General features: G+C 70.7%; 21 protein-coding genes. 10 read left to right on the forward strand and 11 right to left on the reverse strand.

The window, feature by feature from the left end:
• Positions 1-654: TetR family transcriptional regulator (locus tag NRB56_RS11810; RefSeq protein WP_153341441.1), on the reverse strand; the 654-nt coding region annotated here is incomplete at its 3' end.
• Between the two features lie 138 nt (positions 655-792).
• Between NRB56_RS11810 and NRB56_RS11815 the strand changes: the two genes are divergently transcribed.
• Positions 793-1,905 carry an FAD-dependent oxidoreductase gene (locus tag NRB56_RS11815; protein WP_153341443.1) on the forward strand — a complete coding sequence of 371 codons (1,113 nt, stop codon included), beginning with the start codon at positions 793-795 and terminating at the stop codon, positions 1,903-1,905.
• Positions 1,906-1,915: 10 nt separating this feature from the next.
• Here NRB56_RS11815 and NRB56_RS11820 read toward each other — a convergent pair whose 3' ends face one another.
• Positions 1,916-3,187, reverse strand: a complete 1,272-nt coding sequence (locus NRB56_RS11820) for an ROK family transcriptional regulator (protein WP_153341445.1) — start codon at positions 3,185-3,187, stop codon at positions 1,916-1,918.
• A gap of 480 nt (positions 3,188-3,667) precedes the next feature.
• On the opposite strand from NRB56_RS11820, the gene NRB56_RS11825 reads away from it, so the two are divergent.
• From NRB56_RS11825 to NRB56_RS11855, 7 genes are all read left to right on the forward strand, one after another.
• Complete coding sequence (locus tag NRB56_RS11825; protein ID WP_227837594.1) at positions 3,668-4,582, forward strand: GntR family transcriptional regulator; 915 nt, start codon at positions 3,668-3,670, stop codon at positions 4,580-4,582.
• Positions 4,579-4,806, forward strand: coding sequence for a 4Fe-4S dicluster domain-containing protein (locus tag NRB56_RS11830; RefSeq protein ID WP_019931803.1), 228 nt, complete (start codon positions 4,579-4,581; stop codon positions 4,804-4,806). Before NRB56_RS11825 ends, NRB56_RS11830 begins: the two co-directional genes overlap by 4 nt.
• A 121-nt stretch (positions 4,807-4,927) precedes the next feature.
• The gene (locus tag NRB56_RS11835) at positions 4,928-6,358 is read left to right on the forward strand and encodes an ABC transporter substrate-binding protein (RefSeq protein ID WP_153341447.1); all 1,431 of its coding nucleotides are present in this window, start codon (positions 4,928-4,930) and stop codon (positions 6,356-6,358) included.
• A gap of 43 nt (positions 6,359-6,401) precedes the next feature.
• Entirely contained in the window at positions 6,402-7,268 is an 867-nt protein-coding gene (locus NRB56_RS11840) for an ABC transporter permease (RefSeq protein ID WP_153341449.1), read from the forward strand.
• Positions 7,269-7,375: 107 nt separating this feature from the next.
• Positions 7,376-8,119, forward strand: coding sequence for an ABC transporter ATP-binding protein (locus NRB56_RS11845; protein ID WP_153341451.1), 744 nt, complete (start codon positions 7,376-7,378; stop codon positions 8,117-8,119).
• Positions 8,120-8,139: 20 nt separating this feature from the next.
• Positions 8,140-10,875, forward strand: coding sequence for a fumarate reductase/succinate dehydrogenase flavoprotein subunit (locus NRB56_RS11850; protein ID WP_153341453.1), 2,736 nt, complete (start codon positions 8,140-8,142; stop codon positions 10,873-10,875).
• Positions 10,876-11,186: 311 nt separating this feature from the next.
• Positions 11,187-11,366 (forward strand): hypothetical protein, encoded by a 180-nt coding sequence (locus tag NRB56_RS11855; RefSeq protein WP_153341455.1) that lies wholly within the window; start codon positions 11,187-11,189, stop codon positions 11,364-11,366.
• Positions 11,367-11,388: 22 nt separating this feature from the next.
• Here the strand turns inward: NRB56_RS11855 and NRB56_RS11860 are convergent, their stop codons facing one another.
• Positions 11,389-13,275, reverse strand: coding sequence for an ArnT family glycosyltransferase (locus NRB56_RS11860; protein ID WP_153341457.1), 1,887 nt, complete (start codon positions 13,273-13,275; stop codon positions 11,389-11,391).
• 111 nt (positions 13,276-13,386) lie between these two features.
• Here NRB56_RS11860 and NRB56_RS11865 point away from each other — a divergent pair, with 111 nt between their 5' ends.
• On the forward strand, positions 13,387-13,752 hold the full coding sequence (locus NRB56_RS11865) for a VOC family protein (RefSeq protein ID WP_153341459.1): 366 nt from the start codon (positions 13,387-13,389) through the stop codon (positions 13,750-13,752).
• 125 nt (positions 13,753-13,877) lie between these two features.
• Complete coding sequence (locus NRB56_RS11870; RefSeq protein ID WP_319942876.1) at positions 13,878-15,755, forward strand: ABC transporter ATP-binding protein/permease; 1,878 nt, start codon at positions 13,878-13,880, stop codon at positions 15,753-15,755.
• On the opposite strand, the gene NRB56_RS11875 is transcribed toward NRB56_RS11870, so the two are convergent.
• From NRB56_RS11875 to NRB56_RS11910, 8 genes are all read right to left on the reverse strand, one after another.
• Entirely contained in the window at positions 15,736-16,905 is a 1,170-nt protein-coding gene (locus NRB56_RS11875; protein ID WP_153341461.1) for an LLM class flavin-dependent oxidoreductase, read from the reverse strand. The genes NRB56_RS11870 and NRB56_RS11875 overlap by 20 nt on opposite strands.
• On the reverse strand, positions 16,902-18,263 hold the full coding sequence (locus NRB56_RS11880) for an NtaA/DmoA family FMN-dependent monooxygenase (RefSeq protein ID WP_153341463.1): 1,362 nt from the start codon (positions 18,261-18,263) through the stop codon (positions 16,902-16,904). The genes NRB56_RS11875 and NRB56_RS11880 overlap by 4 nt, the downstream gene beginning before the upstream one ends.
• 8 nt (positions 18,264-18,271) lie before the next feature.
• Positions 18,272-19,351: an LLM class flavin-dependent oxidoreductase gene (locus NRB56_RS11885; RefSeq protein ID WP_153341465.1), complete on the reverse strand. Its 1,080-nt coding sequence runs from the start codon at positions 19,349-19,351 to the stop codon at positions 18,272-18,274.
• Positions 19,348-21,018 (reverse strand): dipeptide ABC transporter ATP-binding protein, encoded by a 1,671-nt coding sequence (locus tag NRB56_RS11890; RefSeq protein ID WP_153342052.1) that lies wholly within the window; start codon positions 21,016-21,018, stop codon positions 19,348-19,350. Before NRB56_RS11890 ends, NRB56_RS11885 begins: the two co-directional genes overlap by 4 nt.
• Positions 21,019-21,212: 194 nt before the next feature.
• Complete coding sequence (locus NRB56_RS11895) at positions 21,213-22,046, reverse strand: ABC transporter permease (RefSeq protein WP_227837645.1); 834 nt, start codon at positions 22,044-22,046, stop codon at positions 21,213-21,215.
• A gap of 591 nt (positions 22,047-22,637) precedes the next feature.
• A complete protein-coding gene (locus NRB56_RS11900) occupies positions 22,638-23,594 on the reverse strand; it encodes an ABC transporter permease (RefSeq protein WP_153341467.1) in 957 nt (318 codons plus the stop codon).
• Between the two features lie 7 nt (positions 23,595-23,601).
• Positions 23,602-25,206: an ABC transporter substrate-binding protein gene (locus NRB56_RS11905; protein WP_153341469.1), complete on the reverse strand. Its 1,605-nt coding sequence runs from the start codon at positions 25,204-25,206 to the stop codon at positions 23,602-23,604.
• On the reverse strand, positions 25,203-26,300 hold the full coding sequence (locus tag NRB56_RS11910; RefSeq protein ID WP_319942877.1) for an LLM class flavin-dependent oxidoreductase: 1,098 nt from the start codon (positions 26,298-26,300) through the stop codon (positions 25,203-25,205). The genes NRB56_RS11905 and NRB56_RS11910 overlap by 4 nt, the downstream gene beginning before the upstream one ends.
• Positions 26,301-26,302 lie beyond the last annotated feature (2 nt).

The following is a 26,302-nucleotide window of genomic DNA, read 5'->3' on the forward strand; positions in this document are numbered from 1 at the left end:
GGCCACCACCTTCGGCACCACGAACGTGGGATGTCCGTCGTAACCCGCGGCGAAGGCGCGCTGGTTGTTCGCCTCCAGGCGATAGTCGAGCTCCTCCTCCATGCGCTCGGTCAGGGCTATCGTCATCACGCGCTGGACGGCTTCGGGGTAGGAGTGGTCCGGTGGGACGTAAATTTGGAGGGTCATCAGGCTTGCTATGTCGTCGGCTGTGACGTCTGGGCGGAGGTCGCCGTCGGCGTGTGCTTGTTCGGTCAGGGCCAGGATGCGGTCTGCTATTCGGGTGCGGGGGGCGGCCAGGGTCGGGTCGTTGCGGATGTCGCCGTGGAGGCCGGGTTCCAGGGCGGATGCCATTGCGCCCAGGCGTAGTTCGGCGCATTCCCGCAGGATTCGGCACAGGGTGGGCCAGGCGCCTTCCTCCTCGGCCTCGGCGGTGGTGGCCAGGTCGGCCAGGCCCGAGAGGTAGGCGTGGGCCGCTGCGCTGATCAGCGCGGCGCGGTCGGGGAAGCGGCGGTACAGGGTGCCTATGCCTACCCCGGCCTGGTCGGCGATGGTTTTCATCGGGACGTCTGTGCCGTGTTCGCGGAAGATGATCTGGGCCGCGGCCAGGATCTGATCGCGGTTGCTGCGGGCGTCGGCTCGCAGGTGTTCGGCCATGGGTGGGGCACCTTTCGAACTTGTCGGACTTCCGCTGATCGACATGGTACGAAATCTATGTGGACGAAATTGTTCCGGTTAGTGTAGCTTGAGGGATGAAGCGGACGAAATTCGTCCACTCCGACTTGGGAGGCTGACATGGGCGCTGACGTCCTGATCTCTGGGGCCGGTGTCGCCGGTTCGACCCTGGCTTATTGGCTGAGCCGGCACGGCTATCGGGTCACCGTCGTCGAACGGGCCACGGGGCAACGCTCCAGCGGGAACCCGGTCGATGTGAAGGGGGGCGCGGTGGACGTGGCCGAGCGGATGGGGGTGATGCCGACGTTGCGCGCTGCGGGCTCGCGCACGAGTCGGCTCGTTTTCACCGACGACGGGGGGCGGGTGCGGTCGTCGGTGCGGATGCGGTCGTTTCAGGGTTCGGCCGGTGATCGTGAGGTGGAGGTTTCCCGGGCCACGCTGGCCTCGACCTTGCTGGCGGCCGCCGCCGAGGCGGCCGAGATCCGTTGGGACGACAGTGTTACCGCGCTCACTCCCACCGCATCCGGGGTCGATGTGACCTTCGCGCGGGGCGAAGCGGCGCATTTCGATCTCGTGGTCGGCGCGGACGGTGTTCATTCGGCGACTCGGCGGCTGGCCTTCGGGCCGGAGTCGGAGTTCACCCGCAATCTCGGCATGTACGTGGCGACGCTGCCGGTGGAGCGGGCGTTCGGCGAGCCGGACGAGGTCGTGATGTACAACCTGCCGGGCGCGGCGCTGTCCGTCCATCCGGGTGTGGGACAACCGGTGGCGGCCTTCATGTTCCGGCACGCGCCGGTGCCGGACCTCGACTATCGCGATATCGAGCGGCAGCGGGCGATGATCTCGGCGGTGTACGGCGGGCGGCTGGGGGTGTTCCGGCCGTATCTGGACGCGGTGCGGGTGGCCGAGGATGTGTATTTCGACGCGGTGACGCGAGTGATGTTGCCGCACTGGAGTTCCGGTCGGATCACCCTGGTCGGCGACGCTGCTTCGAGCCTGTCGTTGTTCGGCGACGGTTCCACGCTCGCGATCTGCGGCGCGTACACGCTCGCCGAGGAACTCGGCGCCACGCCCGGTGACATCGCGGGGGCGCTCGCCCGGTACGAGCGGCGGCATCGCCGTCTGGTGCGGCCGCGGCAGCGCGGATTCCGTTCCGCCGGGATGTTGCTGGCGCCCAAGACGCGAACCGGTATCGCGTTGCGCGACAACGCGGTTCGCGTCCTGAGTCGGTGAGGCCGGCGGGTCAGCGCGGGGTGCGGGTGGCGCGCCGCATGGCCGACAGGGGATCGGCGTAGAAGACGCTCAGCGAGGTGACCGCCGCGGCGTGCTCCTGCACCCGGCCGCCGAACCGGCTGATCCGCAGATCGGCCGGAGGCAGGGTGGTGCTCTGCGCGAAAGCCCTTGCCACTCGGTCGACTCCGGGACGATAGCCCGTGAAGGCCTGGCCGCCCAGCACTACCCGATCCGGGTTGAACATGTCGCGGATCAGAGCGGCTGCGCGACCGAGGATCTCGGCTCGCTCCAGCAGCATCTCGCGCGCCGGTTCCGACCCGGAGTCGGCCGCCCGGTACAGATCGGCGATCACCGGGCGGCGCGGCGCCTCCCGCTTGGGCACGATGCCGGCCCGGACCGCCCGGCTCAGCACCGCCGCCTCGCCGATGGTGGCCTCCAGGCAGCCGCGCCGGCCGCAGGCGCATTCGATGTCGGAACCGGTGGGCAGGTGCGCGATCGAGCCGGGACCACTGCTCGGCGTGTGCACCCGATCGTGCAGCGTCACCGCGATACCGGCGGTCTCCCGCGCGTAGATGTAGAGGCTGCTGTCGGGATGCGTCCGCGGCTCTTCGCCGGTGGCCAGCAGCAGTTCGGCGGCGGCCATCGCCTCCACGTGCGCGGCGACCGACACCGGCAGATCCAGCACGCTGCCGAACACCGCGCCGACCGGCGCGGCGTGCCAGTCGAGGCGGGGATGGTCCACCACACCGGCGGTCGCGTCGACCCGGCCGGCCAGTGCGACGCCGCTCCACAACGGGCGGCGGCGGGGTAACCGGTCCAGGAAGGCCTTGGCGCTGCGGGCGATGATGGTGAGCGCGGCGTCCTGCGTGGTCTGCGGGGTGGCGATCTCCAGGCCGCCCAGGATGCGGCCGGACAGGTCGGCGGCGATCATGCGGGTGACGTTGGCGCCGATGTGCACACCCAGGGTGGCGTACGAGTCGGTGTCGACCTCGAACGGCACCCGGGGACGTCCGACCGCACCGGAGGCGGTGAGATCGGCCCGTTCTCGCAGCAGACCGGCCGAAAGCAGCGACGCCACTTGGCGATTGACGGTGGCGATGCTCAAACCGGTTGCCTGTGCGGCGGTGTCACGGAAGATGGGGCCACGGGTGGCGGCCCGGAGAACTGCGGCGGCCGGGTTGTCGGCGATGCGCAGTTCGGGGGGAACGGCGGGACGGGCGGGCGCGGTCCGGGTGGCGGACAGGGCGGAATTAGACGGTCGCTCGAGGGTGGGGCTCGTCATGAGGCGGCAATCCTTGTTGAGGTCCCCGCGGCGAGGGGACGGTTCGAAACAGCAACAAGGCAGCGAGAAGGGCCCGAGAGGGTCTTACCGGAGGACTCGAAGAGCGGTTCTCAGCTGCGCGGCCGGGAGCAACACAGCTCCCGTTGCCGCGGCAGCCGTACACCGAGCGCAACCGTCACATACGTGACGTGTGCGGCGTTCGGATGGCTGGGAGACATGTTTCAAAATGTAACATCCCATGTCTCGAAGACGCCAGACCGGCCGGTCTGCATCCATTCCGATCACCGTGAACATAACTTTTGCCCGCGTGCGGCCGGTGGCGCAATAGCCCGGATCCGGTGCATCCAGCCAGGCCCGGGCCACCGGAGCGGCGGCGGAATCCGCCGCCCGCGCCACAGCGCCGGCCGCGGTCACCCGCTGTCGGCGAACACCCTCGGTACAGTGACGAATCAGCAGGTCACGGGCATGAAGGAGGATGGGATGACGCCAGTACCGGCGCCGTCGCACGACCCCGGTCCGGACGGCGGGCCGGGCGGAAGCGAGCCGGCCGCGATTACGTCCACCGGCGGCCGTGGGCCCGATCACCGACTGCGGCCGGTGGATACGGATGGGATCGATATCACCGACCGGCCGGTACGCACCGGCGGTGGCGAGCGGGTCCGGCGCGCGGACCGCGCCCGGCAGGTGGCCGACGTCCTGCGTCAGCAGATCCATACCGGAACCTTCGCGCACGCGTTGCCGAACGAGGGTGAACTGGCCGCGGAATTCGCCGTCTCCCGCAACACCGTGCGCGACGCGCTGGCCCTGTTGAAGGACGAGCGGCTCATCGAGCGCGCTCCCAAGGTGGGCACCCATGTGGCCCAGCGCAAATACGATCACGGCCTGGACACCCTGCGCGGACTGAAGGAGACCCTGCGCGGGCACGGCGAGGTGCGCAACGAGGTGCGCGCGGCCCGGCTGGAGGATCCGCCGCCCGCCGTCGCGCGCCGGCTGTGCCTGGCACCGGGCGAGCGGGCGGTCTACCTCGAGCGGCTGCGCTACCTCGGCGATCTGCCGCTCAGCCTCGACCTCACGTACCTCGCCCCCGACATCGGCGAGGCCGTGCTGACCCGCGATCTGGAATCCAACGACATCTTCGCCCTCATCGAGGAGATCAGCGGCGGCCCACTCGGTTCCGCCGATCTGGTCCTGGAGGCGATCACCGCCGACACCCATTCGGCGGCCACCCTGCAGATGCCGGAGGGCGGCGCCCTGCTGCTGCTCGAGCGGCTGACCCGGCTCGACGACGGCCGCCCGGTGGATCTGGAGTACATCCGGATGCGCGGCGACCGTATCACCATGCGCGGCAGCCTGTTCCGGCCCGCCGACGCCAGCGATTGGAGACTGATCCGATGACACTGGTCAACCAGCGCGCCGACGTCCCGGTGACCATCGACGAATCCCTGTGTATCCAGGGCTGCACGCTGTGCGTGGAGATCTGCCCGCTGGATTCGCTGGCGATCAACCCGGACAACGGCAAGGCGTTCATGCACGTCGACGAGTGCTGGTACTGCGGACCGTGCGCGGCGCGCTGTCCCACCGGCGCGGTCACCGTGAACATGCCCTATCTGCTGCGCTGAACCGCGACTCGCTGCACCGAAGTCGTCGCGCCGCAGCATATTCACAGTCATCCACATCGAGCGGCGAATCCGCGTCCGCCTCCCGCGCTGCTGCCGTGGCGCTGCCCCCGCAAGGAACCCCATGAAGTACCGTCCTGCCCGTCTCATCGCCGTCGCCGCGTCCCTGGCCCTGGCCGCGGCCGGTTGTTCGCTCGACAGCACTTCGGATTCCGCCGGCACCGTCGCGGTCGTCGTCGGATACCAGTCCAGGACCATCAACACGGTCACCGCCGGCACCCTGCTGAAGGCGAAAGGTTATCTGGAACAACGTCTTTCCGCGCTCAGCGCGAAGGGCGGCCCGAAGTATCGGGTGGAGTGGCAGGATTACGACACCGGCGCTCCGATCACGGCCCAGATGGTCGCGCAGAAGATCGATATCGGCTCGATGGGCGACTACCCGCTGCTGATCAACGGCTCCCGCACCCAGGCGGCGGAGAAGTCGCGCACCGAACTGGTCTCCGTCACCGGTTATCAGCCGCACGGATCGCTGAACATGATCGTGGTGGGCCAGGATTCGCCGGTGCAGTCGCTGCGCGATCTGGCGGGACGGAAGGTTTCGTCCAGCGTCGGCTCGGCCAGCGACGGATTGCTGCGACAGGCGTTGAGCCGCACCGGTATCGACCCGAAGTCCGGCGTCGAGGTGCTCAACCAGCAACCGCAGGTCGGCGCGTCGGCCCTGGAATCCGGTCAGGTGCAGGCGCTGTCGCAGTTCGTGGCGTGGCCCGGGTTACTGGTGTTCCAGAACAAGGCGAAGCTGCTGTACGACGGCGCCGAGCTGAACGTGCCCACCTTCCACGGTGTGGTGGCCCGCCGTGACTACGCGAAGGACCATCCGGAGGTGCTCGACGCCTTCCTCCAGGCGCAACTCGACGCGACCGACTTCCTGCACCAGCGCCCGCTGGAGGCGGCGAAACTGGTCGCGGACGGCTCGGGGCTGCCGCCGGAGGTGGTGTACCTGTACAACGGCCCGGGCGGCACCTCCTTCGACACCCCGCTGAAGCCGCAACTGATTTCGGCGTTCAAAGGTGATGTGCCGTACCTGAAGTCGATCGGCGACTTCGCCGACCTGGACATCGACGGCTTCGTGAACGACGAACCGCTGCGCAAGGCGTTCGCCGAACACGGCGCGAACTACGACGCGGCCGTGGCGAACTTCGGTAATCCGGCGCCGATCACCGGTACCGATCCGGTGGCGAACCGCCCGGTGTCCGATCCCGCGCTGGCGGGCGAGATCTGGCTCGACGGCCAGGACGCCGCCACCCCCGCGGCGGATCCCACCAGCCTGCTGCGCGCGGTGAAACTGGCTCGGGCCCAGGGGAAGAAGGTACGCGCCGCCTACGTGCCGGACGCCGAATTCGGGACCCGCTGGTTCGCCGACAAGGCCCTGTGGGTGCACGCGGGCGACACCTATCTGCCGTTCACCACACCCGCCGCGGTGCAGCGGTATCTCGCCGCGCATCCCGGCGGCACGGCGGTCTCGTACGAGCAGGCCGTCGGCGAGGTGCGGTCGTGAGCGCGCGAGCCTGCTCGAGACGATCAGCACCGGGAGGTCGGTCATGAGTGTCGGTACGTTACCTGTCCCGGCGGCCGTGAGCGAGGCGGATGCCCGGCCCGCCGGACCGGCGACGCCGGTTCGAGGCCGCGGCGTATGGCGGTCGCGAGCGATCCGGGTGGTGTCGGTACTGCTGGCCGTACTGGCCTGGCAGCTGTTGACCGCCAACCACGTTCGGATCTGGGTTCGCTTCGACACGTTGCCGACGGTGACCCAGATCCTGCATGCGCTGGGGAAGCAGCTGGGGACGAACACCTACTGGCTGGATCTGGCGCAGTCGTTGATCCGCATCGTCAGCGGATTCGGGCTGGCCGGAGTGCTCGGTGTGGCAACGGGTATCGCGCTGGCGCGGTCGCCGCTGTTGTCGGATGTGCTGGGGCCGTTGACCGAACTGCTCCGGCCGGTGCCCGCGATCGCGATCGTGCCGGTGGCGATCCTGCTGTTCCCCACCGACGAGGCCGGGATCGTGTTCATCACCTTCCTCGCGGCCTTCTTCCCGATCATGGTCAGCACCCGGCACGCGGTGCGTGCGCTGCCGACGATCTGGGAGGACTCGATCCGCACCCAGGGCGGCGGCCGCTGGGACGTGCTGCGGCGAGTCGTGTTGCCGGGCAGCCTGCCCGGGGTGTTCGGCGGACTCTCGGTCGGCATGGGTGTGTCGTGGATCTGCGTGATCTCGGCGGAGATGATCTCCGGCCGGCTCGGCGTGGGTTACCGCACCTGGGCCGCCTACACGGTCGTGGACTATCCCGGGGTGTTCGTCGGCATCATCACCATCGGCGTTCTGGGACTGGCTACTTCGGCGGTGGTCGAACTGGTCGGCCGCCGGGTGACCCGCTGGCTGCCGCGCGCACAGGAGGTCGCGGCATGAACGATCGGAGCGCCGAAGTGGCAGTGCGGCGGGGACCCGCGGCCAGCGGGCCCGGCGCGAGGCCGACCTCGAACCGAGCGGTTGATGACGGGATACGCAGCGCCGGAATGAGTTTGCGTCTGGACGAGGTCGAACTCGCCTATGCGGGAACGGCTGTCGTCACCGACTTCACGGTCGACGTCCGGCCGGGCGAGATCCTGGTGCTGGCCGGGCCGTCCGGCTGCGGCAAGTCGACCGTGCTGCGCGCACTCGCCGGGCTGCTGCGGCCCCGTGCGGGCCGAATCCTGGCCGACGGGAACCCGGTCACGGGGCCGGATCGCGATCGCGCGATGGTGTTCCAGGACGACGCGCTGCTGCCCTGGCGCACGGTGCGGGCCAATATCGAACTGGCGCTGAAACTTCGGGGCATGCCCAAGGCGGGCCGGCGGGAACGCGCGGACCGGTGGATCGAGGAGGTCGGCCTCACCGGCTTCGGTGACCACCTGCCGAAACGCCTGTCCGGGGGTATGCGCCAGCGCGTGCAACTGGCGCGCGGCCTGGCGGGCGCGCCGCGCGCGGTGCTGATGGACGAGCCGTTCGGGGCACTGGACTCGCGCACCCGCGCGACCATGCAGCGACTGCTGATCGACACCTGGCACACCCATCCGACCACCGTCGTCTTCGTGACCCACGATGTCGACGAGGCGCTGCTGCTCGGCGACCGGATCGTGGTACTCGGCCGCGCCGGGCAACCGCCCCGAGCCCTGCTGGAGGTGCCGCGACCGCGCGACGCTGCCGCCGACCGATCCGGGCTGCGCACCGAAATCCTTGCCGCACTGGATTATTCCGACGACATCGCCGTGATGTCCTGACCTTCCGTGGAGCGTTTGCGATGCAGATTCCGGACCCGGCCGATGTCATTCGCCTCGACTGCGACGTGCTCGTGATCGGTGGCGGCACCGCCGGCACCATGGCGGCGCTGACCGCCGCCGAACAGGGCGCGAACGTGCTGCTGCTGGAGAAGGCGCACGTGCGGCACTCCGGCGCGCTCGCCATGGGGATGGACGGGGTGAACAACGCCGTCGTCCCCGGTAAGGCCGAACCCGAGGACTACGTCGCCGAGATCACCCGCGCCAACGACGGAATCGTCAACCAGCGCACCGTCTATCAGACGGCGACCCGCGGCTTCGCCATGGTGCAGCGGCTGGAGCGCTACGGGGTGAAGTTCGAGAAGGACGCCTACGGCGAGTACGCGGTCCGCCGGGTGCACCGTTCCGGGTCGTACGTGCTGCCGATGCCGGAGGGCAAGGACGTCAAGAAGGCGCTGTATCGGGTTCTGCGGCAACGGAAGATGCGGGAGCGGATCCGCATCGAGAACCGGCTGATGCCGGTGCGGGTGCTGACCGCGAACGGCCGGGCCGTCGGCGCGGCCGCATTGCACACGCGCACGGGCGAATTCGTCGCGGTGGGTGCGAAGGCGGTGATCCTCGCGACGGGCGCCTGCGGTCGCCTCGGCCTGCCCGCCTCCGGATATCTGTACGGCACCTACGAGAATCCCACCAACGCGGGCGACGGTTACGCCATGGCCTATCACGCCGGCGCCGAGCTGTCCGGCATCGAATGCTTCCAGATCAACCCGCTGATCAAGGATTACAACGGCCCGGCCTGCGCCTATGTCGCCAATCCGTTCGGCGGCTACCAGGTGAACGCGCAGGGTGAGCGGTTCGTCGACTCGGACTACTGGTCGGGCCAGATGATGGCCGAGGTGAAGCGGGAGATCGAATCGGCTCGGGGCCCCATCTATCTGAAGGTCTCGCATCTGCCGAACGAGACCCTCGAATCCCTCGAGGGCATCCTGCACACCACCGAACGCCCGACCCGCGGCACCTTCCACGCCAACCGCGGTCACGACTACCGCACCCACGACATCGAGATGCACATCTCCGAGATCGGTTTGTGCAGTGGGCATTCCGCCTCCGGCGTATGGGTGGACGAGCACGCCCGCACCACCGTCGGCGGCCTGTACGCCGCGGGCGATCTGGCCTGCGTACCGCACAACTACATGATCGGCGCCTTCGTCTACGGCGATCTGGCCGGCGCGCACGCCGCATCCACGCTCGCGGAAGTGCCCGCGCCCGAACAGCTTCCGGCCGACCAGCTGGCCGCCGCGCACGAGTTGATCTACCGGCCGCTGCGACATCCCGACGGGCCGCCGCAGCCCCAGGTCGAGTTCAAGCTCCGCCGCTTCGTCAACGACTATGTGGCCCCGCCGAAGACGTCGACGAAACTGTCGCTGGCGATCGAGACCTTCGACCGGATGCGCACCGAGATCGCGGGCATGGGCGCCACGACGCCGCACGAGCTGATGCGATGCGCCGAGGTGACCTTCATCCGCGACTGCGCCGAGATGGCGGCCCGCTCGTCCCTGACCCGCACCGAATCCCGCTGGGGCCTCTACCACGAACGCGCCGACCTCCCGCGACGCGACGACACGGACTGGCGCTACCACCTGAACCTCCGCAAGAACGCCGACGGCGCCATGGAATTCCTGAAGCGCCCGGTGGCGCCGTATCTGGTCCCGGTCCCCGAATTCGCCGACGTGCCCAGCGCCGCAACAGAACCCGTCCCGGTCCGCCAGCCGGACCCGATCGCCGGGCCGCCCCGCACGGGCAGCGCGACCGCGACCCCCACCCGCACGGCCGTCCGCACCGCCGACGAACCGGACGACGCCGCCGCACCCCGGATCGCGCAGCTGCTGCGCCTGGACGCTCCCACCGTCGCCGAACTTGTTGCCTACCTTGAGGATTCGCAGCCCGGAGTCCGCGCCACCGCGCTCTCGGTCCTCACCGAGAACACTCCGGACGGCTTCGCCGCGGCCCTGGTCACCGCACTCGGCGATCCCGCCACCACCGTCCGCGCCGCCGCCATCGCGGGCCTGCGCGAACTGGTGGAGATCCTCCCCGGCGACGTCACCGTCGCCGACCCGCCACACCCCGGCGTCCTCCCCGCCCACCTCGCCTCCCCCGACCCGCAGGTCCGCGCCGCCGTGGTCGACCTGCTGCGCGCGCTCCGCGCCGGCACCGCCGAACATTTCACGAAGGCCGTACACGACGCCGACCACCGGGTCCGCGTCGAAGGCGTCCGCGCCCTGGTGTCGCTCGACGACTGGGCCGCCCTGGAAACGGCCGCCCACGACGAGAACCGGGAGGTCCGCATCGCCGCCGCCCAGGGCCTGGCCACCGTCGGCCGGGGCGGCGCCGGTACCCTCCGCACCCTCACCACGGACCCCGACCCACTGGTCCGTGCCGCCGCCCTGGCCGCCCTAGCCCCGCTCGGCGACGCGGACGACGCCCCGATTCTCGCTGCGGCGCTGCGGGATTCGGCCTGGCAGGTCCGGGTCGGCGCGGCCCGGGGCCACACCGCGCTCGGCCCCGGATCCGCCCCCGAACCTTTGCGCCCCGCCCTGACCGACCCGCACCCCGACGTCCGCAAGGCCGCCGTCCTCACCCTGGCCGACTGGCCGGCCCACCCCGCGGCCCGCACCGCCCTGGAATCCGTCCTCGACGACTCCGACGCGGACGTCCGTGCCTACGCCCGCCGAGCCCTCACCCCGGTACACCCGTCGTGAGACGAAGCAAGCCGCCGTGGGGCCCCGGTCTCGGCCTCGCCGAGGCGGTCCGCGTCGAGGCCGGCGCGGACGGCCGCCCGCTGTGCGGGAGACGCCGGCCGATCCACCCGCCCCGGCGCGCAACGCCGCGGCCGAGATCGTGGCCCGGATCGTCCACGAGTGCGGAGCGGCGCGAGCCGGTGTGCCCGCGCTGCTCGACTGTGCCGCCCGGAGAACTCGGGGCTGTCCCGGCCCCCGGCTGATCCCTAGGCTGCGTCATGGAACCAGGGAGAGACGAAAAGTGCTCTGCCCCATGATGATCGGAGAGATCTGTGCACAAGAGGATCGCGGCCACCCTGCTGGTCACCACCGCGCTGGCACTGCCGGCGGCCACCGCCACCGCCGCCACGCCGGGCACCGGTTCGGCCTCGGGCTCGGCGAACGGACTGAACAATCTGCTCTGCGAGCTGCGGAGCTTCCTCGGCCAGGGCTGCGTCTACCAGCTGCCCTGAGATCCGGTGGCGGGCCGGCCCCTCACGGGCGCCCGCACATGTAGGCCTCCACCGAACCCGCGTCGCCGGGGAGGTGTTTGCAGTGCTGTTGGATCCACCGCACCCGAGGGTCGGCCGAGGGGGTGATCAGGGCGAATCCGATGTCGCCGTGGGCGACCAGGCGGGCCAGATCGTCGGTGGTGAGAGCCTGTGCCGTGCCGGTGAAACCGCCGAACGGGGGAATCTCGGCGCCGGTGGTGAAGATGAAGGGCGCGGCCAGGATCGAGGTGTAGGCGACGGCCGGATCGTGGGCCGCCGGGAATGTCTTACGTGCCGAGGCAACCAGTTTCGGGCCGGTGGCCATCGCGTCCCGGACGATGTCGTGGGTCACGTGGGCCTGGGCCGCCGGCTCGAAAGGCGTGTCGATCCCGCTGTATCCGTCCGCGACCACCGACGCGGCGGCGACGGCGGGGCCCGCGAGGACGGCGATCAACAGGGCGGCGGCAGCCGTCGTTCCGCGTAGCCCGACCGCGACCAGGCAGGCCGCCAGCGCCACCGCGACCGTGGCCCAGCGCACCGCGGCGGGAGCGGGCCGCAACAGCCACCAGCCGTACAGCACGGTGAGGATCGCGGCGAGCAGTACGGCCGCGCGCCACCCGGATTCCGTCCTCGTCGCGAATTCGACTGTGCCCCAGCAGATCAGCGCTGCCACCGGTGGTGTCAGCGCCGCCAGATAGTACGGGTTGATCGTGCCGGCGGCGAGGAAGACCGCAAGGTACACCAGCAGCCAGCCGCCCCAGAGCATCACCGCGGCCGGCTGCGCGGCGAAATCGGCGCGGTTAGCGAGGTCGGCGCGGTCCGCGAAATCGGCGCGGTCGGTAGATCCGTTGCCGCGGCGGCGTTTCCACACCGACACCGCGACGGCCGTGAGGATCAGCAGCGCCGGCGGAATCAGCCAGCCGATCTCCCGGCCACCCGCACCGGTGAAGACGTGGCCGAGCCGGTCGTCGGGGCCGAGCACCAGCCGATCGCGATAGCTCGTGCCGCCCGGCCCCAGCGCGAAGTTGGCGGCGCCGACACTGAACCCGCTGTCCGCCCGGGCCGCGCCGTTGTAGACGAAGACCTGCTCGAACAGCGAATCGTGGCCGCTGCCGTCCACATACGGCCGGCGCCGGGCCGGGATCAGGCTCACCACGGTCATCCAGCTCAGCGACACGACCAGCGTCACGGCCCCGAAACCGGCGATCTCGGCCAGCCGTCGCACCGGCCGCACGCCGGTCCGCGCCACCAGAAAGGCCAGCGCGAGCACCGGCACGATCAGCCAGGCCTGCACCATCTTGGCCTGGAATGCGAGGCCCACGAAAAGTCCCGCGTACCAAAGATTTCGGGGATTCTCGAACCGGATCGCGGCCAGCGTCCGGTCGGCCGCGAGGACCAGCAGCAGGACGAGCAGGGTGTCGGAGATGTTGCCGCGATCGAGCGCGACCGTCACCGGGGTGGCGGCCACCACCACCGCCGCGACCAGTCCGGCCACCGGTCCGGCCGTGCGCCGCACCGCGCGATACAGCACCAGGACGGTCAGCACCCCCTCGATCACCTGCGGCAGGGCCAGCGCCCACACGTGCGGCCCGAACAGCCGCACCGACAGTGCCTGCACCCAGAACGCGCCGGGTAGTTTGTCGATGCTGATCAGCCCGTCGGGATCGAAGGCGGCGAAGAAGAAGTCGTGCCAGGACGAGGCCATCGATCGGACGGCGGCCGCGTAGTAGATGTGCGGGACCAGCTCGGTGATGCCCCACGCGTAACTCACCGCCGCGACGGCGGCCACGAGCAACAGGGCCGGACGGGCCCAGCCCGGCTGGCCGCCGGGAGAGCGCCAGAATCGCCACCCGATGCCGCCGGTGGCCCGCGGTAACGCGAGTGCGGTCACCGCTCCACTATCGAAACGGCGGCGGCCCGGGTCAATCGAATTCCCGTCGAATCAACCTGTCGTCCAGCGGATTTCCACCTACGGGTGGAGGCCGCGGCTACCCTGGCAGGCATGCTCCATCACGTGCAGGTCGGCTGCCCGCCCGGCGGGGAGGATCGCCAGCGCGCCTTCTACACCGGCGTGCTCGGCTGGCCGGAGCTGCCCAAGCCGCCGCTGCTCGCGGCCCGTGGCGGCTGCTGGTTCCGGATCCCGGGTCACGGCGGGCCGGACAGCGAACTGCACGTCGGCGTGGAGGCCGATTTCCGGCCGGCCCGCAAGGCCCATCCCGCGTTCGTGGTGGACGCCGAGGCCACGGCCGCCGCGCTGACCGCCGCGGGCAGTCCGGTCACCTGGGCCGATCCGGCGGAGATCCCGGGCCGGCGACGTTTCCACTCCGAGGACGGGGCCGGGAACCGGCTCGAGTTCATCGACGGCTGATCGGCCGTCGCGGCGGCGCGTCTGCGGGTACCGCATCCGACGTATGCGGCCGTCCGGCAATTACTGTGACATCGCCGCCCGCCGTGGCGCCGTCTCGCCTGCTCGACCTGTGACCGACTGTGCCCGTGGAACGACCGGAGGCCACGCTGACCGAGTCGCTGGATTGGGGTGCCGTGCCGATCGAGTCGGTGCGGTGGCTGGCGATCGTCTTCGTCCTCTCGACGGCCGCGTGCGGCGTGGTCGGGTGGCTCGCCCTGCGGCTCACCGAGTGGGGCCGGCATTTCGGCCACGTGACCGGCGCGTTCTTCCGCGGCCGCACCGGCGCGCTGACCCTCGGGTACGCCGCCGTGCTCGTGCTGATCACGGTGGTCGCGGTCAAGATCCAGGTGCTGACGTCCTATCAGGGCAACGACATGTTCTCGGCCTTGCAGTTCGCGGCCGAGGCGATCGGCCGCGGCGACCGGGCGGCGTTGAACGCCGCGGGCGGGCGGTTCCGCGATTCGCTGGTGGTGTTCGCGGTGCTGGCCGTGATCGATGTGGCGCGCGCGCAGCTGGACTACTACCTCGGCCAGCTGTTCGAGATCCGCTGGCGCCGCTGGCTGACGGACCGGATGGCGAGCGACTGGATCGATGACCGGGTGTACTACCGCAGCCGCTTCCTGGACCATCCGACCGACAACCCCGACCAGCGCATCCAGCAGGACGTCGGCGACATGATCGCGATGGCCCGCGCGCTGTCGCTGGGGGCGCTGTCGGCGGTGCTGTCGGTGCTGTCGTTCGCCTGGATCCTGTGGCGGCTGTCCGGACCGCTGAACGTCCTCGGCGCCGAGATGCCGCGCGCGATGGTGTTCCTGGTGCTGGTCTACGTGCTGGTGGCGAGCCTGGTCGCGTTCCGGATCGGCCGGCCGCTGGTCGGGCTGGGATTCCGCTATCAGGCGGTGACCGCGCACTTCCGGTATTCGCTGGTCCGGTTGCGGGAGAACGCGGAACCGATCGCGTTCTACCGCGGCGAGGCGGCCGAGGAGCACGGCCTGCACGCCCGCTTCGAGGAGGTGTTGCGGGTGTATCGGAGCCTGGTGAACCGCACCACCGCGTTGATCGGCTGGAACCAGACCGCCACCGAGGCCGCGTTCGTGGTGCCGTGGTTGTTGCAGGCGCCGCGGTTCTTCGACGGCCGGCTGACGCTCGGCGACGTGCAGCAGACCGGAGCGGCGTTCGGGCAGATCCAGAGTTCGCTGTCCTATTTCCGCAACAACTACACCACCTTCGCCGCGTTCCGGGCCACGCTGGCCCGCCTGGACGGTTTGCTGTGCGACGACGACCGCACCCGGCGACTGCCGCGGATCACCACCCGGCACGAGCCGCGGGTCGTCGATCTGGCCGGCATCAACCTGGCCCGCCCCGACGGCACCCGGCTGATCGAGAACCTGACCCTGCGCCTGACCGGCGGCGACGCGGTGGTCGTCACCGGTCCGTCCGGTTGCGGCAAGACCACATTGCTGCGCGCGCTCGCGGAGATGTGGCCGTATGTCGACGGGACGATCGGCCGCCCCGCGGACGGACGGGTGGTGTTCTCACCCCAGATGCCGTATCTGCCGCTGGGGCCGTTGCACACCACGGTGACCTATCCGGGCCTGCCCGGCTGCCTGTCCGACGGCGCGCTCGCCGACGCGCTGCACCGGGTGCAACTCGACGCGCTGGTGCCGCGGCTGCACGAGGACGCCAATTGGGCGATGGTGTTGTCGCCGGGCGAACAGCAGCGGCTCGCGTTCGCCCGGATCCTGCTGATCGGACCGGAGGTCGCCTTCCTGGACGAGGCGACCTCGGCCCTGGATCCGGACATGGAGGCCGCGCTCTATGCCCGGTTGCGCGCCGACCTGCCGGATCTGGTCCTGATCAGCACCGCGCACCGGGAGTCGGTGGTGCGCCTGCACACCGCCCGGCTGGAGCTGACCGGGGCCGGATCCTGGCGCTACGCCCCGATCAGCGCGACCCGTTCGTGACGACCGCGTCCACCGGCGCGCTGCCGTTCGCCCCGGTCAGACCCCATTCCCGGGCCAGCAACCGGTGCGAGTTCAGCCGATCCGCGTGCCGGAAGGTGACGCTGGTGATCACGATCTCGTCGGCGCCGGTCAGTTCCTGCAGTGCGGTGAGCCGCGCCGCGACCTGCGCGGGGGTGCCGACGAACTGGGTGGCCAGGCGGTCCTCGATCAGTTGCCGCTGCTCGCCGGTGAGCGCGCCGGCGGTGTCGGGATCCTGATAGGCGTCGGCTCCGGCGCCGCTGCGGATGCTGTACACCCAATGGCCGTAACTGGCGGCGAGCCGCTGCGCGGCCGATTCGTCCTCGGCCACCACCACATCCGCGGACACCACCAGGTACGGCTTCGGGTGGCGGATCGATGGCTTGAACGAATCACGATACGCCGCAACGGTTTCCAGAATGGTTCCGGGTGAGACGTGATAGTTGGCGGCGAACGGCAGGCCCAATTGCCCGGCCAGCCGCGCACTCTCGCCGCCGCTGGATCCGAACAGCCACAACTCGATATCGGCCCCCTCGCCCGGGACCGCGTGCAGCGCGACACCGTCCGGGGTCTCGTAACTGCCGTCCAGGAGGGCGCGGATCTCGTGTACCTGCCGGGTGTACTCGATCGGCTGCGCGCCCGGCAGTTGCAGGGCCGCCTGACCGGCCAGCAGCCGCGACAGGTTCAGGAACTGCCCGGGACTGAACGGCGGCGGGATCACCACGCCGTCGCGCACCTCGGTCTCGCGGGGCGGCGCGGCGGGCGGTGCGCCCTCGCCGCGCAACTGGGGGCCACGGTGTCCGGAGCGGCCGAGGCCGAGATCCAGACGGCCCGGATACAGCGCGTCGATGGTGCCGAACGCCTCGACCACGGAGGCCGAGGTGTGGTGCCCGAGCTGGACCGCGGCCGATCCCACCCGGATGGTCTCGGTGGCGGCGGCGACCAGGCCGATCAGGGTGATGCTGGCCGAGCTGGCGACCTGCACGAAATGGTGTTCGGCCAGCCAGAATCGGCGGTAACCCCAGCTCTCGGCGTGCCTCGCCAGGTCGATGGTGTTCCGGAGCGCTTGTTGCGGGGTCGATCCGGCGCTCACCGGCGACAGATCGAGAACGGAGAGAGGGATGCCGGTCATGAGGCGCGTACTCCTTCGCTGGTCCGGTGGGGATGGCGCAGGCCCAGGTGTTCGCGCAGGGTCGTGCCGGTGTATTCGGTGCGGAAACTGCCGCGGTCCTGGAGTTCCGGGACGACCTTCGCGACGAAGTCGTCGAGGCCGGCCGGGGTCAGGTGCGGGACGAGCACGAAGCCGTCGCAGGCGTCGTGCTGCACGTAGCGATCGATCTCCGCGGCCACCTCGGCGGGGGTGCCGACGAACTGCTGCCGGGTGGTGACCGCGATGATCAGCTCGCGGATGCTGAGCCCCTCGGCCTCGGCCCGGGACCGCCACGCCTCGGCGACCGCGCGCGGATCCTTGGCGTGCCGGACCCGGCCGCGGGTGATGTTCACGTCGTCGGCCGGCTCCACGTCGGGCAGTGGTCCGTCCGGGTCGTAACCGGAAAGGTCACGGCCCCAGACCTGTTCGAGGAAGGCGAGCGCGGTCTGCGGGCCGACCTGCTGCAACCGGATGTGCCGGGCCCGCTCCTGCGCGTCGGCGTGGGTGTCGCCGAGGACGAAGGTGGCGGCGGGCAGGATCAGCAGATCCTCCCGGGAGCGGCCGTATTTCGCGAGCCGCCCCTTGACATCGCGATAGAACGACTGCCCGTCCTCGAGCTCACCGTGCATGCTGAAGATCGCATCGGCCTTGGCGGCGGCGAACTCCCGGCCCTCGGCCGAATCGCCGGCCTGCAACAGCACCGGATGGCCCTGCGGGCTCGGCGGCAGCACGAACGGTCCCTCGATGTCGAACTGCTCGCTGTGGAATCGCACGGCCGGGACGGGGGCAGTGAAGATTCCCCGATCGCGATCCACGATCGGCGGCCCGGGCCGACTGTCCCACAGCGCGCGGGTGGCGTCGACCACCTCGGCGGCCCGGGTGTATCGCTTCGCGTGCTCCAGATAGCCGCCGCGGCGGAAGTTCTCGCCGGTGAAGGCATCGGAGGAGGTGACCGCGTTCCAGGCGGCCCGGCCGCCGGAGAGGTGGTCCAGCGTGCCGAATTGCCGTGCCAGCTCGAAGGGTTCGTTGTAGGTGGTGTTGATCGTCCCGGCCAGCCCGAGGTGGGTGGTCACCCCGGCCAGCGCGTTCAGGACCGTGAGCGTGTCGGGCCGGCCCACCACGTCCAGATCGTGGATCCGGCCGCGGTGCTCGCGTAATCGCAGCCCTTCCGCGAGGAAGAAGAAGTCGAACAGGCCCCGTTCGGCCGTGCGGGCCAGGTGCACGAAGGAGTCGAAGTCGATCTGACTGCCCGAGTCCGGATCCCGCCACACCGTGGTGTTGTTGACGCCCGGGAAGTGTGCCGCGAGATGAACCTGTTTGCGTACCTGCGTATCCGGCATCTCTCTCCTCAGGCGGTCGGGGCGTAGCGGTTCGCGGGACGCGGCAGACCGAGCCGATCCCGCAGGCGGGGAGCCAGTTTCGGCAGCGCGGCGGCGAACGCGGCCACCGCCAGCGGCCGCAGCACCACCCCGTCGCCCGCACCGGTGGCGTTGATCCGGCCCAGCAGTTCGCGCAGCGTGTCCGCGGTTCCGATGTGCCGCAACGTGACCGGGTCCGGGGTCGGCGTCCACACCTCGAGTTGGGCGACGTCCACGACGGCGTTGTCCTCGGTGGCGGCGAGGTGCACATCGAGGTCGACGAGGACCGACACCAGATCGGGGTCGCGGCCGGCGGCGGCGACCGCGGCCCGCAGTTCGGCGCGGGCCTGCGCGGCGGACGCGAGATCGGCCGCGGCGACCCGGATCACGTCGGCGCGCCGGACGGCCAGCGCGGTGCTGTGCGGATCGGCCGCCCGGATCACCACGATCGGCTGCCCCTGCGGGGGCCGCGGCGTGATCGAGGGGCCCTTCACCGAGAAGTGCGCACCGGCGTAGTCGATGTAGTGCAGCTTGTCCCGGTCGACGAACCGGCCCGTGTCGGCATCCCGGATCTCGGCGTCGTCCTCCCAGCTGTCCCACAACCGGGTCACCACCTCGACGGCCTCGTCGGCCTCGGCCCACAGCGAGACCTCGTCCTGTTCGGCCTTGCGCCCGAACAGCGCCGACTGCCCGCGCGACACCGTGACCTCCCAGCCGGCCCGGCCGAGGGTCGCGAAATCGAGGCTCGCGACCGCCTTCGACACATGGAACGGTTCGGTGTGGGTGACCGGGACCTGCGGGATCAACCCGACCCGGTACGTCGCGGCCGCGACCCGCGCGGCGACGCCGACCGCCTCCAGCCGGCCGGCCGCGCCCGCCGGCTGCAGGGCGAACGAGTCGGGCAGGAACACGATGTCGAGTCCGTGCCGGTCCGCGGCGGTGATCGCGTCCAGCCAGTAGCCGGCGGTGAACAGCTCCTCGGCCCGGGAGTCCGGGCGCCGCCAGGACGCCGGATGCGCTCCGGTACCGGAAAGTTCCACTCCCAGTAGCAGATTCCTGCGTGCGGTCATCGAAGAATCCTTTCGACGGGAGCGCGCCGCCCGCCCGCGATTCCCGCCGAACCCGGGACGGCCGACAGCAGCTCTCGGGTGTACTCGTGCGTGGGCGCGCTGAAAATGTCTGCGGTACTTGCCGTTTCGACGATGCGGCCGTCGCGCATCACCGCCACCCGATCCGCGATGCGGCGGACCACGGCCAGATCGTGGGTGATGAACAGATAGCTCGAATGCAGTTCGGCCTGCAGATTCTCCAGTAGGGTGAGGATCTGCGCCTGCACCGAGACGTCGAGGGCGGAGACCGGCTCGTCGAGGACCACCAGGTCCGGGCGCAGGGCCAGGGCGCGGGCGATGGCGACCCGCTGGCGCTGGCCGCCGGACAGTTCGGCCGGGCGCCGGGCCACGTATGCGGCGGGCAGTTCGACCTGGTCGAGCAACTCCTCGGCCCGGCGCCGCCGGTCCCGGCGTTCGACGAGGCCGAAGGCGCGCAGCGGTTCCGTCACGATCGCCTCGATCGTGAGTTTCGGATTCAGTGCGGCATAAGGGTTCTGGTACACGACCTGGATGCGGCGGCGCAGTTCGCGCAGCCGGCCGCCGCGCACCGCGGCGAGATTTACGCCGTCGAAGCTGATGTTGCCCGCGTCGGCCTGCTCCAGCCGGGCCAGGATGCGCGCGGTGGTGGTCTTCCCGGAACCGGATTCGCCCACCACGGCCAGGGTTTCGCCGCGGTCGACGTGCAGCGCGACATCGTCCACGGCGGTGAGGGTCTCGCGGTGACCGATGTGGAACGTCCGGCGCAGCCCGGTCGCCACCAGCAGCGGGGCGGCCGCGGCCGGGCGCGACGGCCGGGTCGCGGTGTCCAGGCTCGGCGCGGCGGCCAGCAGCCGCTTCGTGTACTCGTGCCGTGGATCGCCGAGAATCGCTGCGGTGGAGCCGGTTTCGACGATCTCGCCGCCGCGCATCACCACGATGCGATCGGCGCGGTCCGCCGCCACCCCCAGGTCGTGGGTGATCAGCAGGACGGCGGTGCCGGATTCGGCGGTGCGGGCCGCGAGGTGGTCCAGGATCCGCTTCTGCACGGTGACGTCCAGCGCGCTGGTCGGCTCGTCCGCGATCACCAGCTGCGGGCCGCAGGCCAGCGCGATCCCGATCAGCACCCGCTGCCGTTGGCCGCCGGAGAGGTCCTGCGGATACTGCCGGGCCCGCACCTCCGGCCGGTCCAGCCCGGCGGCGGTGAGGATCTCCACCGCCGCCACCCAGGCGTCGCGGCGGGTGGCCCGGCCGTGGACGCGCAGCGTCTCGGCCACCTGATCGCCGATGCGGAGCACCGGATTCAGCGAGGTGCCCGGATCCTGTGGGACCAGCCCGATCCGGGCGCCGCGGATCTGCCGCAGCACCCGCGGCCCGGCGTCCTCGATCCGTTCGCCGTCGAAGTGGATGTGGCCGCCGGTGATGGCGCCGGCGCCGAGCCGGATCACCGCATGGGCGAGAGTGGTCTTCCCGGAACCGGATTCGCCGACCAGCGCGACCGTCTCACCGCGCGCGACCGTCAGCGAGGCGCCGGCGACGGCCGTGACCGCCCCCGGATATTCGACGCGCAGATCCTCGACGCGCAACAACGGTTGCGCCGGTGCGGTTGTCGGACTCGCCGGACCCGACGAGGTTTCGGGGCCGGTCACCATCACGGGGCCGGACGCGGTTGCGGAGCCGGTCACCGTCACGGGGCCGGACGCGGTCGTGGGGCCGGACGCGGTCACTGCGCCGGACGCGGTTACGGGGCCGGACGCGGTCGCGGGGCCGGACGCGGTCACTGCGCCGGACGCGGTTACGGGGCCGGTCACGGTCGCGGGCCGCCGCCCGGGCGGGTGTGCGGTGGTCATCGGGCACCGTCCCGGCCCAGGGCGCGGCCGATGCGCTGCGCCGCGAGTACCACCGCGATGATCACCAGGCCCGGCAGCGTGGTCATCCACCAGGCGGTGGCGAGGAAGTTGCGGCCGTCGGCGATCAGCGAACCCCATTCCGGCGTGGGCGGTTTCGCGCCGTAGCCGAGGAAGCTCAGCGACGAGACCGCCAGCACCGCGACGCCGAAATCGACCGCGGCCAGCGCCACCACCGGCCCGTAGGAGTTGCGCAGCACGTGCCGCACGAGCACCACCGGCCACCGCACCCCGGCGGCGAACGCCGCCTCCACATACGGCGTGCGGCGCACCCGTAACACCTCCGAACGCATCAATCGCGCGAACTGCGCCATCATCACCAATCCCACTGCCAGCGCGACATTCCGGCTGCCGACACCGAGCACGGTCACCAGCACCAGCGCGCTGAGCAACTCCGGAATGGCCAGCAGCACATCGACGATCCGCATGATCACGGTGTCCGCGAGCCCGCCGAGACCGCCGGACACGAGCCCGATCAGGCTGCCCCCGACCAGCCCGATGCCGACCGCGATCACGGTGGCGGTCACCGAGATTCCGGCCGCGTGCACCACCCGGGTGTAAAGATCACGGCCGAGGTTGTCGGTGCCGAACCAGTGCTCGGCGCTCGGCCCCCGCAACTTCTGCGCCGGCACGCCGGTGAGCGGATCCCGCCCGGCGAACCAGTCCGGCACCACCGCCCAGCCCAGCACCACGATCAGTACCAGCACGGACACCGCGACCGCCGCGTGTGCGCGCAGACCCCGCCCCACCGGTACCACAACGTGCCGCCACATCCGTTCGGCGAGAACACTATTCCCGCGATCCACCCCACCCGGCAGCAGCCCCGCCGCGGGCCGGCCCTGATCCGCGGGCCTCGACGCGAATTGCGCGGCTTCCGCGGGCTCACTCTCGCGCCGACCGTCCGCCACGGCCACCGGCCCAGGTTGACCGGTACCCGCCGGCTTACTGCTCGGCCGACCGTCCTCCGCAGCCACCCGCCCGGCTTGCCCGGAACCCACCGACTCACTGCTCGACCGACCGTCCGCCCCGGCCACCGGCCCTTGCGGCGCCGAGACCGCCGACTCACTGTCCCGCCGACCATCCGCCACAGCTTGCTCCGAGACCGCCGGCTCACGGCTCGGCCGACCGTTCTCCACCCGCCCTTGCGGCGCGGAGCCCTCGGGCGGGCCATCCGCCGAACCCTGCGCGGGTGGCACGTATCCCGCAGCCCTGCTTCCCGCCCGCCCGTCCGCCGCAGGCACGGACAGCGCCGCCTCGGCGGGCCCGGTCTCCGGCCGCCCGTCCGCCGCGGGGCCGGACCCGGACTGCGCGGTGTGTGCCGTCAGGAACTCCGTCATGACCGACTCCGCCCGCGCCACAAGAGGTTACGCATGAACCGTCCCTTTCCGCCGGAAGTGCTGCGCCACACGGGGATCCAGCACCGGATAGATCAGGTCGACGACCAGGTTGACCACCACGAAGACCGTCGCGGTGAACACGACGATGCCCTGCACCACCGGGATGTCCTCGTTCAGCACCGCGGTCTGAGTGAGCCGGCCGAGGCCCGCCCGGGAGAACACGGTCTCGACCACCACCGATCCGGCCAGCACGGTGCCGACCCAGACGCCGGCCACGGTGAGCGCGGGTGCCAGCGCGGGTCGCAGCACGTGCCGGATCTGTACCCACCAGCGCGAGGCGCCCTTGGCGAAGGCCACCTCCACGAACGGCTGCCGCCAGGTCTGCGCCAGGCTGGTGTACAGCACCTGCGCGATCACCGCGCCGACCGGGACGGCGAGGGTGACCGCGGGCAGGATCGTGCCCTGCACGCCGGTGCCTCCGAACGCGGGCACCAGCCGCAGCCGGAACGAGAACACCTGCAGCAGCAGCAATCCCACCCAGAACGTCGGGGCCGACGCGCCGATCGGCGGCAGCGCGGTCAGAAATCCACGCAGCCACCGTCTTTCGGTGTACGCGGCGGTCAGCGCCAGCGCGGTGCCGAAGACCAGCGCCAGCGCCAGCGCGGTGGTCGCCAGCACCAGGGTGGTGGGCACCGCGTCGCCGATCGCGTCGAGCACGTGCTGCCCGTTGGTCAGCGAGCGGCCGAGGTCACCGTGCAGCGCGCGATCGAGCGCGGTGAGGTACTGCTGCCAGATCGGCTTGTCCAGCCCGTATCGGGCCCGCAGTTCGGCGACCGCCGCGGCGTCCAGCGGGACGCCCGGATTCGAGGCGGCCAGGGTGACCGGATCGCCGGGCAACAGGTACAGCACGATGAACGAGCCGGTGAACGCGGCCCACAGGACCGCGACGGCCTGGATCACCCGCAATGCCACGTACCGGCCCATCGGTGCCTCACTTCCCGCGTAGCCAGGCGTCGTGGAACTGCAACCGGCCGGAGGCCTCGAACTTCAGATCCGCCACGGTCTGCGCGGTACCGATGGCCTGGGACAGTTCGATCGTCGGAATCCACAGGCCCTGGTCGAGGACCGACTTCTGCGCGTCGCCGATCAGCTTCGCCCGCGCGGCGGTGTCGGTGCTGCCGAGTTCGCCGATCAGCGCCTGATCCAGCGCCGGGATCGGACCGCGCGCGTTGTAGTTCTGCTGATCGATCCCGAAGGTGGTGCGCAGGATGTCGCCGTCGGCGCGGGTGAGGTTGAAGTAGACCGCGTCGAAATCCTTGCTGAGCTGTCGCGCGGCCACCACGTTGGACGCCTGCTTGTCCAGTCGCAGGTCGATGCCGACCTTGCGCACCTGCTGCTGGATCAATTCCAGGATGGCCTGATTACCGTCGAAGACCGGCGCGAACAACACCCCGAACGACAGCCGCTGCCCCTCCTTCACCCGAATACCGTCCGGCCCGGGGACCCAGCCGGCGGCGTCGAGCGTCTTCCGGGCGGCGTCGGGGTCGTAGCCGAGTTGGGCCGACAGGTCCGAGTAGGCGGGCGTCCTGCTCGCCAGGGTGCTGGTGGCCACCTTGAACTGCGGGCCGAGCACGGTGTCGATCAGTTCCTTGCGATCGATCGCGGTGCGCAACGCGGTCCGGACCGCCGGATCCCGGAGCGCGCCCCGGCTGATGTTCGGCCCGATGCCGAACGGGATGCCCGGATTGGACACGGTCAGGACCTTGCCACCCGCGCTCTCGATCTGCGGCGCGTCCTGGGGCAGGGCGTCGCTGACCGCGTCCAGCTGTCCCGAGGTCACGCTGCCGGTGCGCACCCCCGATTCGGGGATCACGGTGAAGACGATCCGGTCCAGATACGCATCGCCGTGGTTGGCGAAAACCGGTGAGCCCCAGCGGTATCCGGTGCGTTTGGCCAACGTCGCCGAGGCGCCCTGCCGGTACTCGGCATAGCTGAACGGGCCGGACCCGATCACGCCCTGGCAGCGGTCCTCCGGCGACTTCGCGGTGGTGGCGTCGGAGACCAGGCCCAGCTGCGGCGTCGAGGCCGCCTGCAGGAACTGCGCGTCGGGCGCGCTGAAATCCACTCGCGCGGTGAGCGGGTCGACGACCGTGGTGCCGACGTAGCCCGCGACATAGCTGGCCGCCAGCGACGCCTTCGCCGCGCCGATGGTGTGCACCAGCGCGTCCAGATTCTTGCGCACCGATTCGGCGGTCAACGGCGAGCCGTCGGAGAAGGTGATGCCGTCCTTAAGATGGAAGGTGAACGACTTCGCGTCCGGGCTGACCTGCCAGCTGTCGGCCAGCCACGGCTTGATCTCACCGGTCGCCGGATCCTGGTCGACCAGGGAATCGACCACCTGCCGCGTCACGTAGACGGTCTGGTTGGTCTGCGCCTGGGCCGGATCCGCGCAGGTCGGGGCCTGCGACAGACCGTAGCGCAGGGTGCCGCCCGGCTGCGGCGGGCCGGCCTGATCGCCGCCGCCGGAGCCGGAGCCACAAGCGGCGAGGGTCGTGGCCGTCGCGACCGCGCCGAACAGGGCCAGGGGACGTTTCATCGAGTGGTTCCTTCGGTGGACGACGGCTGCGGATCAGCCGCCGGATGACGCTGCGCGCCGAGCGCGCGACTCGAAATGCTGTGCCGCAGTGCGGGAGCCACCTCGGACTGGAACAGTTCGAGGCTCTCGCGATGCTGCTTGTCGGTGAATCCGTCTCCGTCCGCGGACAGATGGATCACCTCGTGGCCGAACCGCGCGTGATAGCGCTGCACCTTCTCCAGCACCTGCTGTGGGCTGCCGATCAGTGCCGAGCTCCGCTCCACGTAGTCCTCGAGGGTCGGGAAGACCACGGGCAGACCGTGTTTGCGTCCGACCGCCTGCCGGGCCTCGAAGATCGGCCGATACGCGCGCAGGGCGTCCTGCGAATCGCGGGCCACGTGGAAACCGGCGGTGCCGGCGCCGATCAGGATGTCGGCCGGATCGTGTCCGTAGGCGGCCCAGCGCTCCCGATAGTGGTCGATCAGTTCCGCGTACGGCTCGATCGGATAGGTGACGTTGGCGGAGAACAGCGGATCACCGTAGCGCGCGGCCAGATCCACCGATTCGCGGCTGGTGGCGCTGCCGTGCCAGATCCGCAGCCGCGGCTGCAACGGCCGGGGCAACGCTTTCGCGTCGATCAGCGACGGCCGGAACCGCCCCTGCCAGGTGACGCTGTCGCTCGCCCACAACTGCCGGAACAGTTCGTAGCCTTCGCGGTTGCGGTCCCATTGGTCCTCGGTGGTGACGTGGAACAGTTGTGCCTGCGCGGCGCCGTTACCCTTGCCGATGATCAGTTCCAGCCGGCCACCGGACAGATTGTCCAGGGTCGAATAGTCCTCGAAGGCCCGCACCGGGTCCAGCAGGCTCAGGGTGGTGACGCCGGTGAACAGGGCGATCCGGGAGGTGACCGCCGCGATGTGGCTGAGCACCACCGGCGGCGCCGACGAGATGAACGGATCCTCGTGCCGCTCACCGACGGCGAAGCCGTCGTAGCCGAGTTCCTCGGCGAGCCGGGCACTGTCGACCACCCGCCGCAGGCGTTGCGCGGCGGATTCGACGGCGCCGGTGACCGGGTCGGGGGTGTGCGTGATCAGGGTCAGCAACAGGAATTTCACGA

It is taken from the genome of Nocardia aurantia, from assembly GCF_009604425.1.
Lineage (GTDB): Bacteria > Actinomycetota > Actinomycetes > Mycobacteriales > Mycobacteriaceae > Nocardia > Nocardia aurantia.

Bases quoted from the DNA above. Each gene is read 5' to 3' on its own strand.
- NRB56_RS11865 (WP_153341459.1), top strand. From the start codon at position 13,387: ATGCTCCATCACGTGCAGGTCGGCTGCCCGCCCGGCGGGGAGGATCGC.
- NRB56_RS11875 (WP_153341461.1), bottom strand. From the start codon at position 16,905: ATGACCGGCATCCCTCTCTCCGTTCTCGATCTGTCGCCGGTGAGCGCC.
- NRB56_RS11850 (WP_153341453.1), top strand. From the start codon at position 8,140: ATGCAGATTCCGGACCCGGCCGATGTCATTCGCCTCGACTGCGACGTG.
- NRB56_RS11845 (WP_153341451.1), top strand. From the start codon at position 7,376: ATGAGTTTGCGTCTGGACGAGGTCGAACTCGCCTATGCGGGAACGGCT.
- NRB56_RS11835 (WP_153341447.1), top strand. From the start codon at position 4,928: ATGAAGTACCGTCCTGCCCGTCTCATCGCCGTCGCCGCGTCCCTGGCC.
- NRB56_RS11815 (WP_153341443.1), top strand. From the start codon at position 793: ATGGGCGCTGACGTCCTGATCTCTGGGGCCGGTGTCGCCGGTTCGACC.
- NRB56_RS11905 (WP_153341469.1), bottom strand. From the start codon at position 25,206: ATGAAACGTCCCCTGGCCCTGTTCGGCGCGGTCGCGACGGCCACGACC.
- NRB56_RS11880 (WP_153341463.1), bottom strand. From the start codon at position 18,263: ATGCCGGATACGCAGGTACGCAAACAGGTTCATCTCGCGGCACACTTC.
- NRB56_RS11830 (WP_019931803.1), top strand. From the start codon at position 4,579: ATGACACTGGTCAACCAGCGCGCCGACGTCCCGGTGACCATCGACGAA.
- NRB56_RS11895 (WP_227837645.1), bottom strand. From the start codon at position 22,046: ATGTGGCGGCACGTTGTGGTACCGGTGGGGCGGGGTCTGCGCGCACAC.
- NRB56_RS11890 (WP_153342052.1), bottom strand. From the start codon at position 21,018: ATGGTGACCGGCCCCGAAACCTCGTCGGGTCCGGCGAGTCCGACAACC.
- NRB56_RS11840 (WP_153341449.1), top strand. From the start codon at position 6,402: ATGAGTGTCGGTACGTTACCTGTCCCGGCGGCCGTGAGCGAGGCGGAT.
- NRB56_RS11820 (WP_153341445.1), bottom strand. From the start codon at position 3,187: ATGACGAGCCCCACCCTCGAGCGACCGTCTAATTCCGCCCTGTCCGCC.
- NRB56_RS11825 (WP_227837594.1), top strand. From the start codon at position 3,668: ATGACGCCAGTACCGGCGCCGTCGCACGACCCCGGTCCGGACGGCGGG.
- NRB56_RS11885 (WP_153341465.1), bottom strand. From the start codon at position 19,351: ATGACCGCACGCAGGAATCTGCTACTGGGAGTGGAACTTTCCGGTACC.
- NRB56_RS11900 (WP_153341467.1), bottom strand. From the start codon at position 23,594: ATGGGCCGGTACGTGGCATTGCGGGTGATCCAGGCCGTCGCGGTCCTG.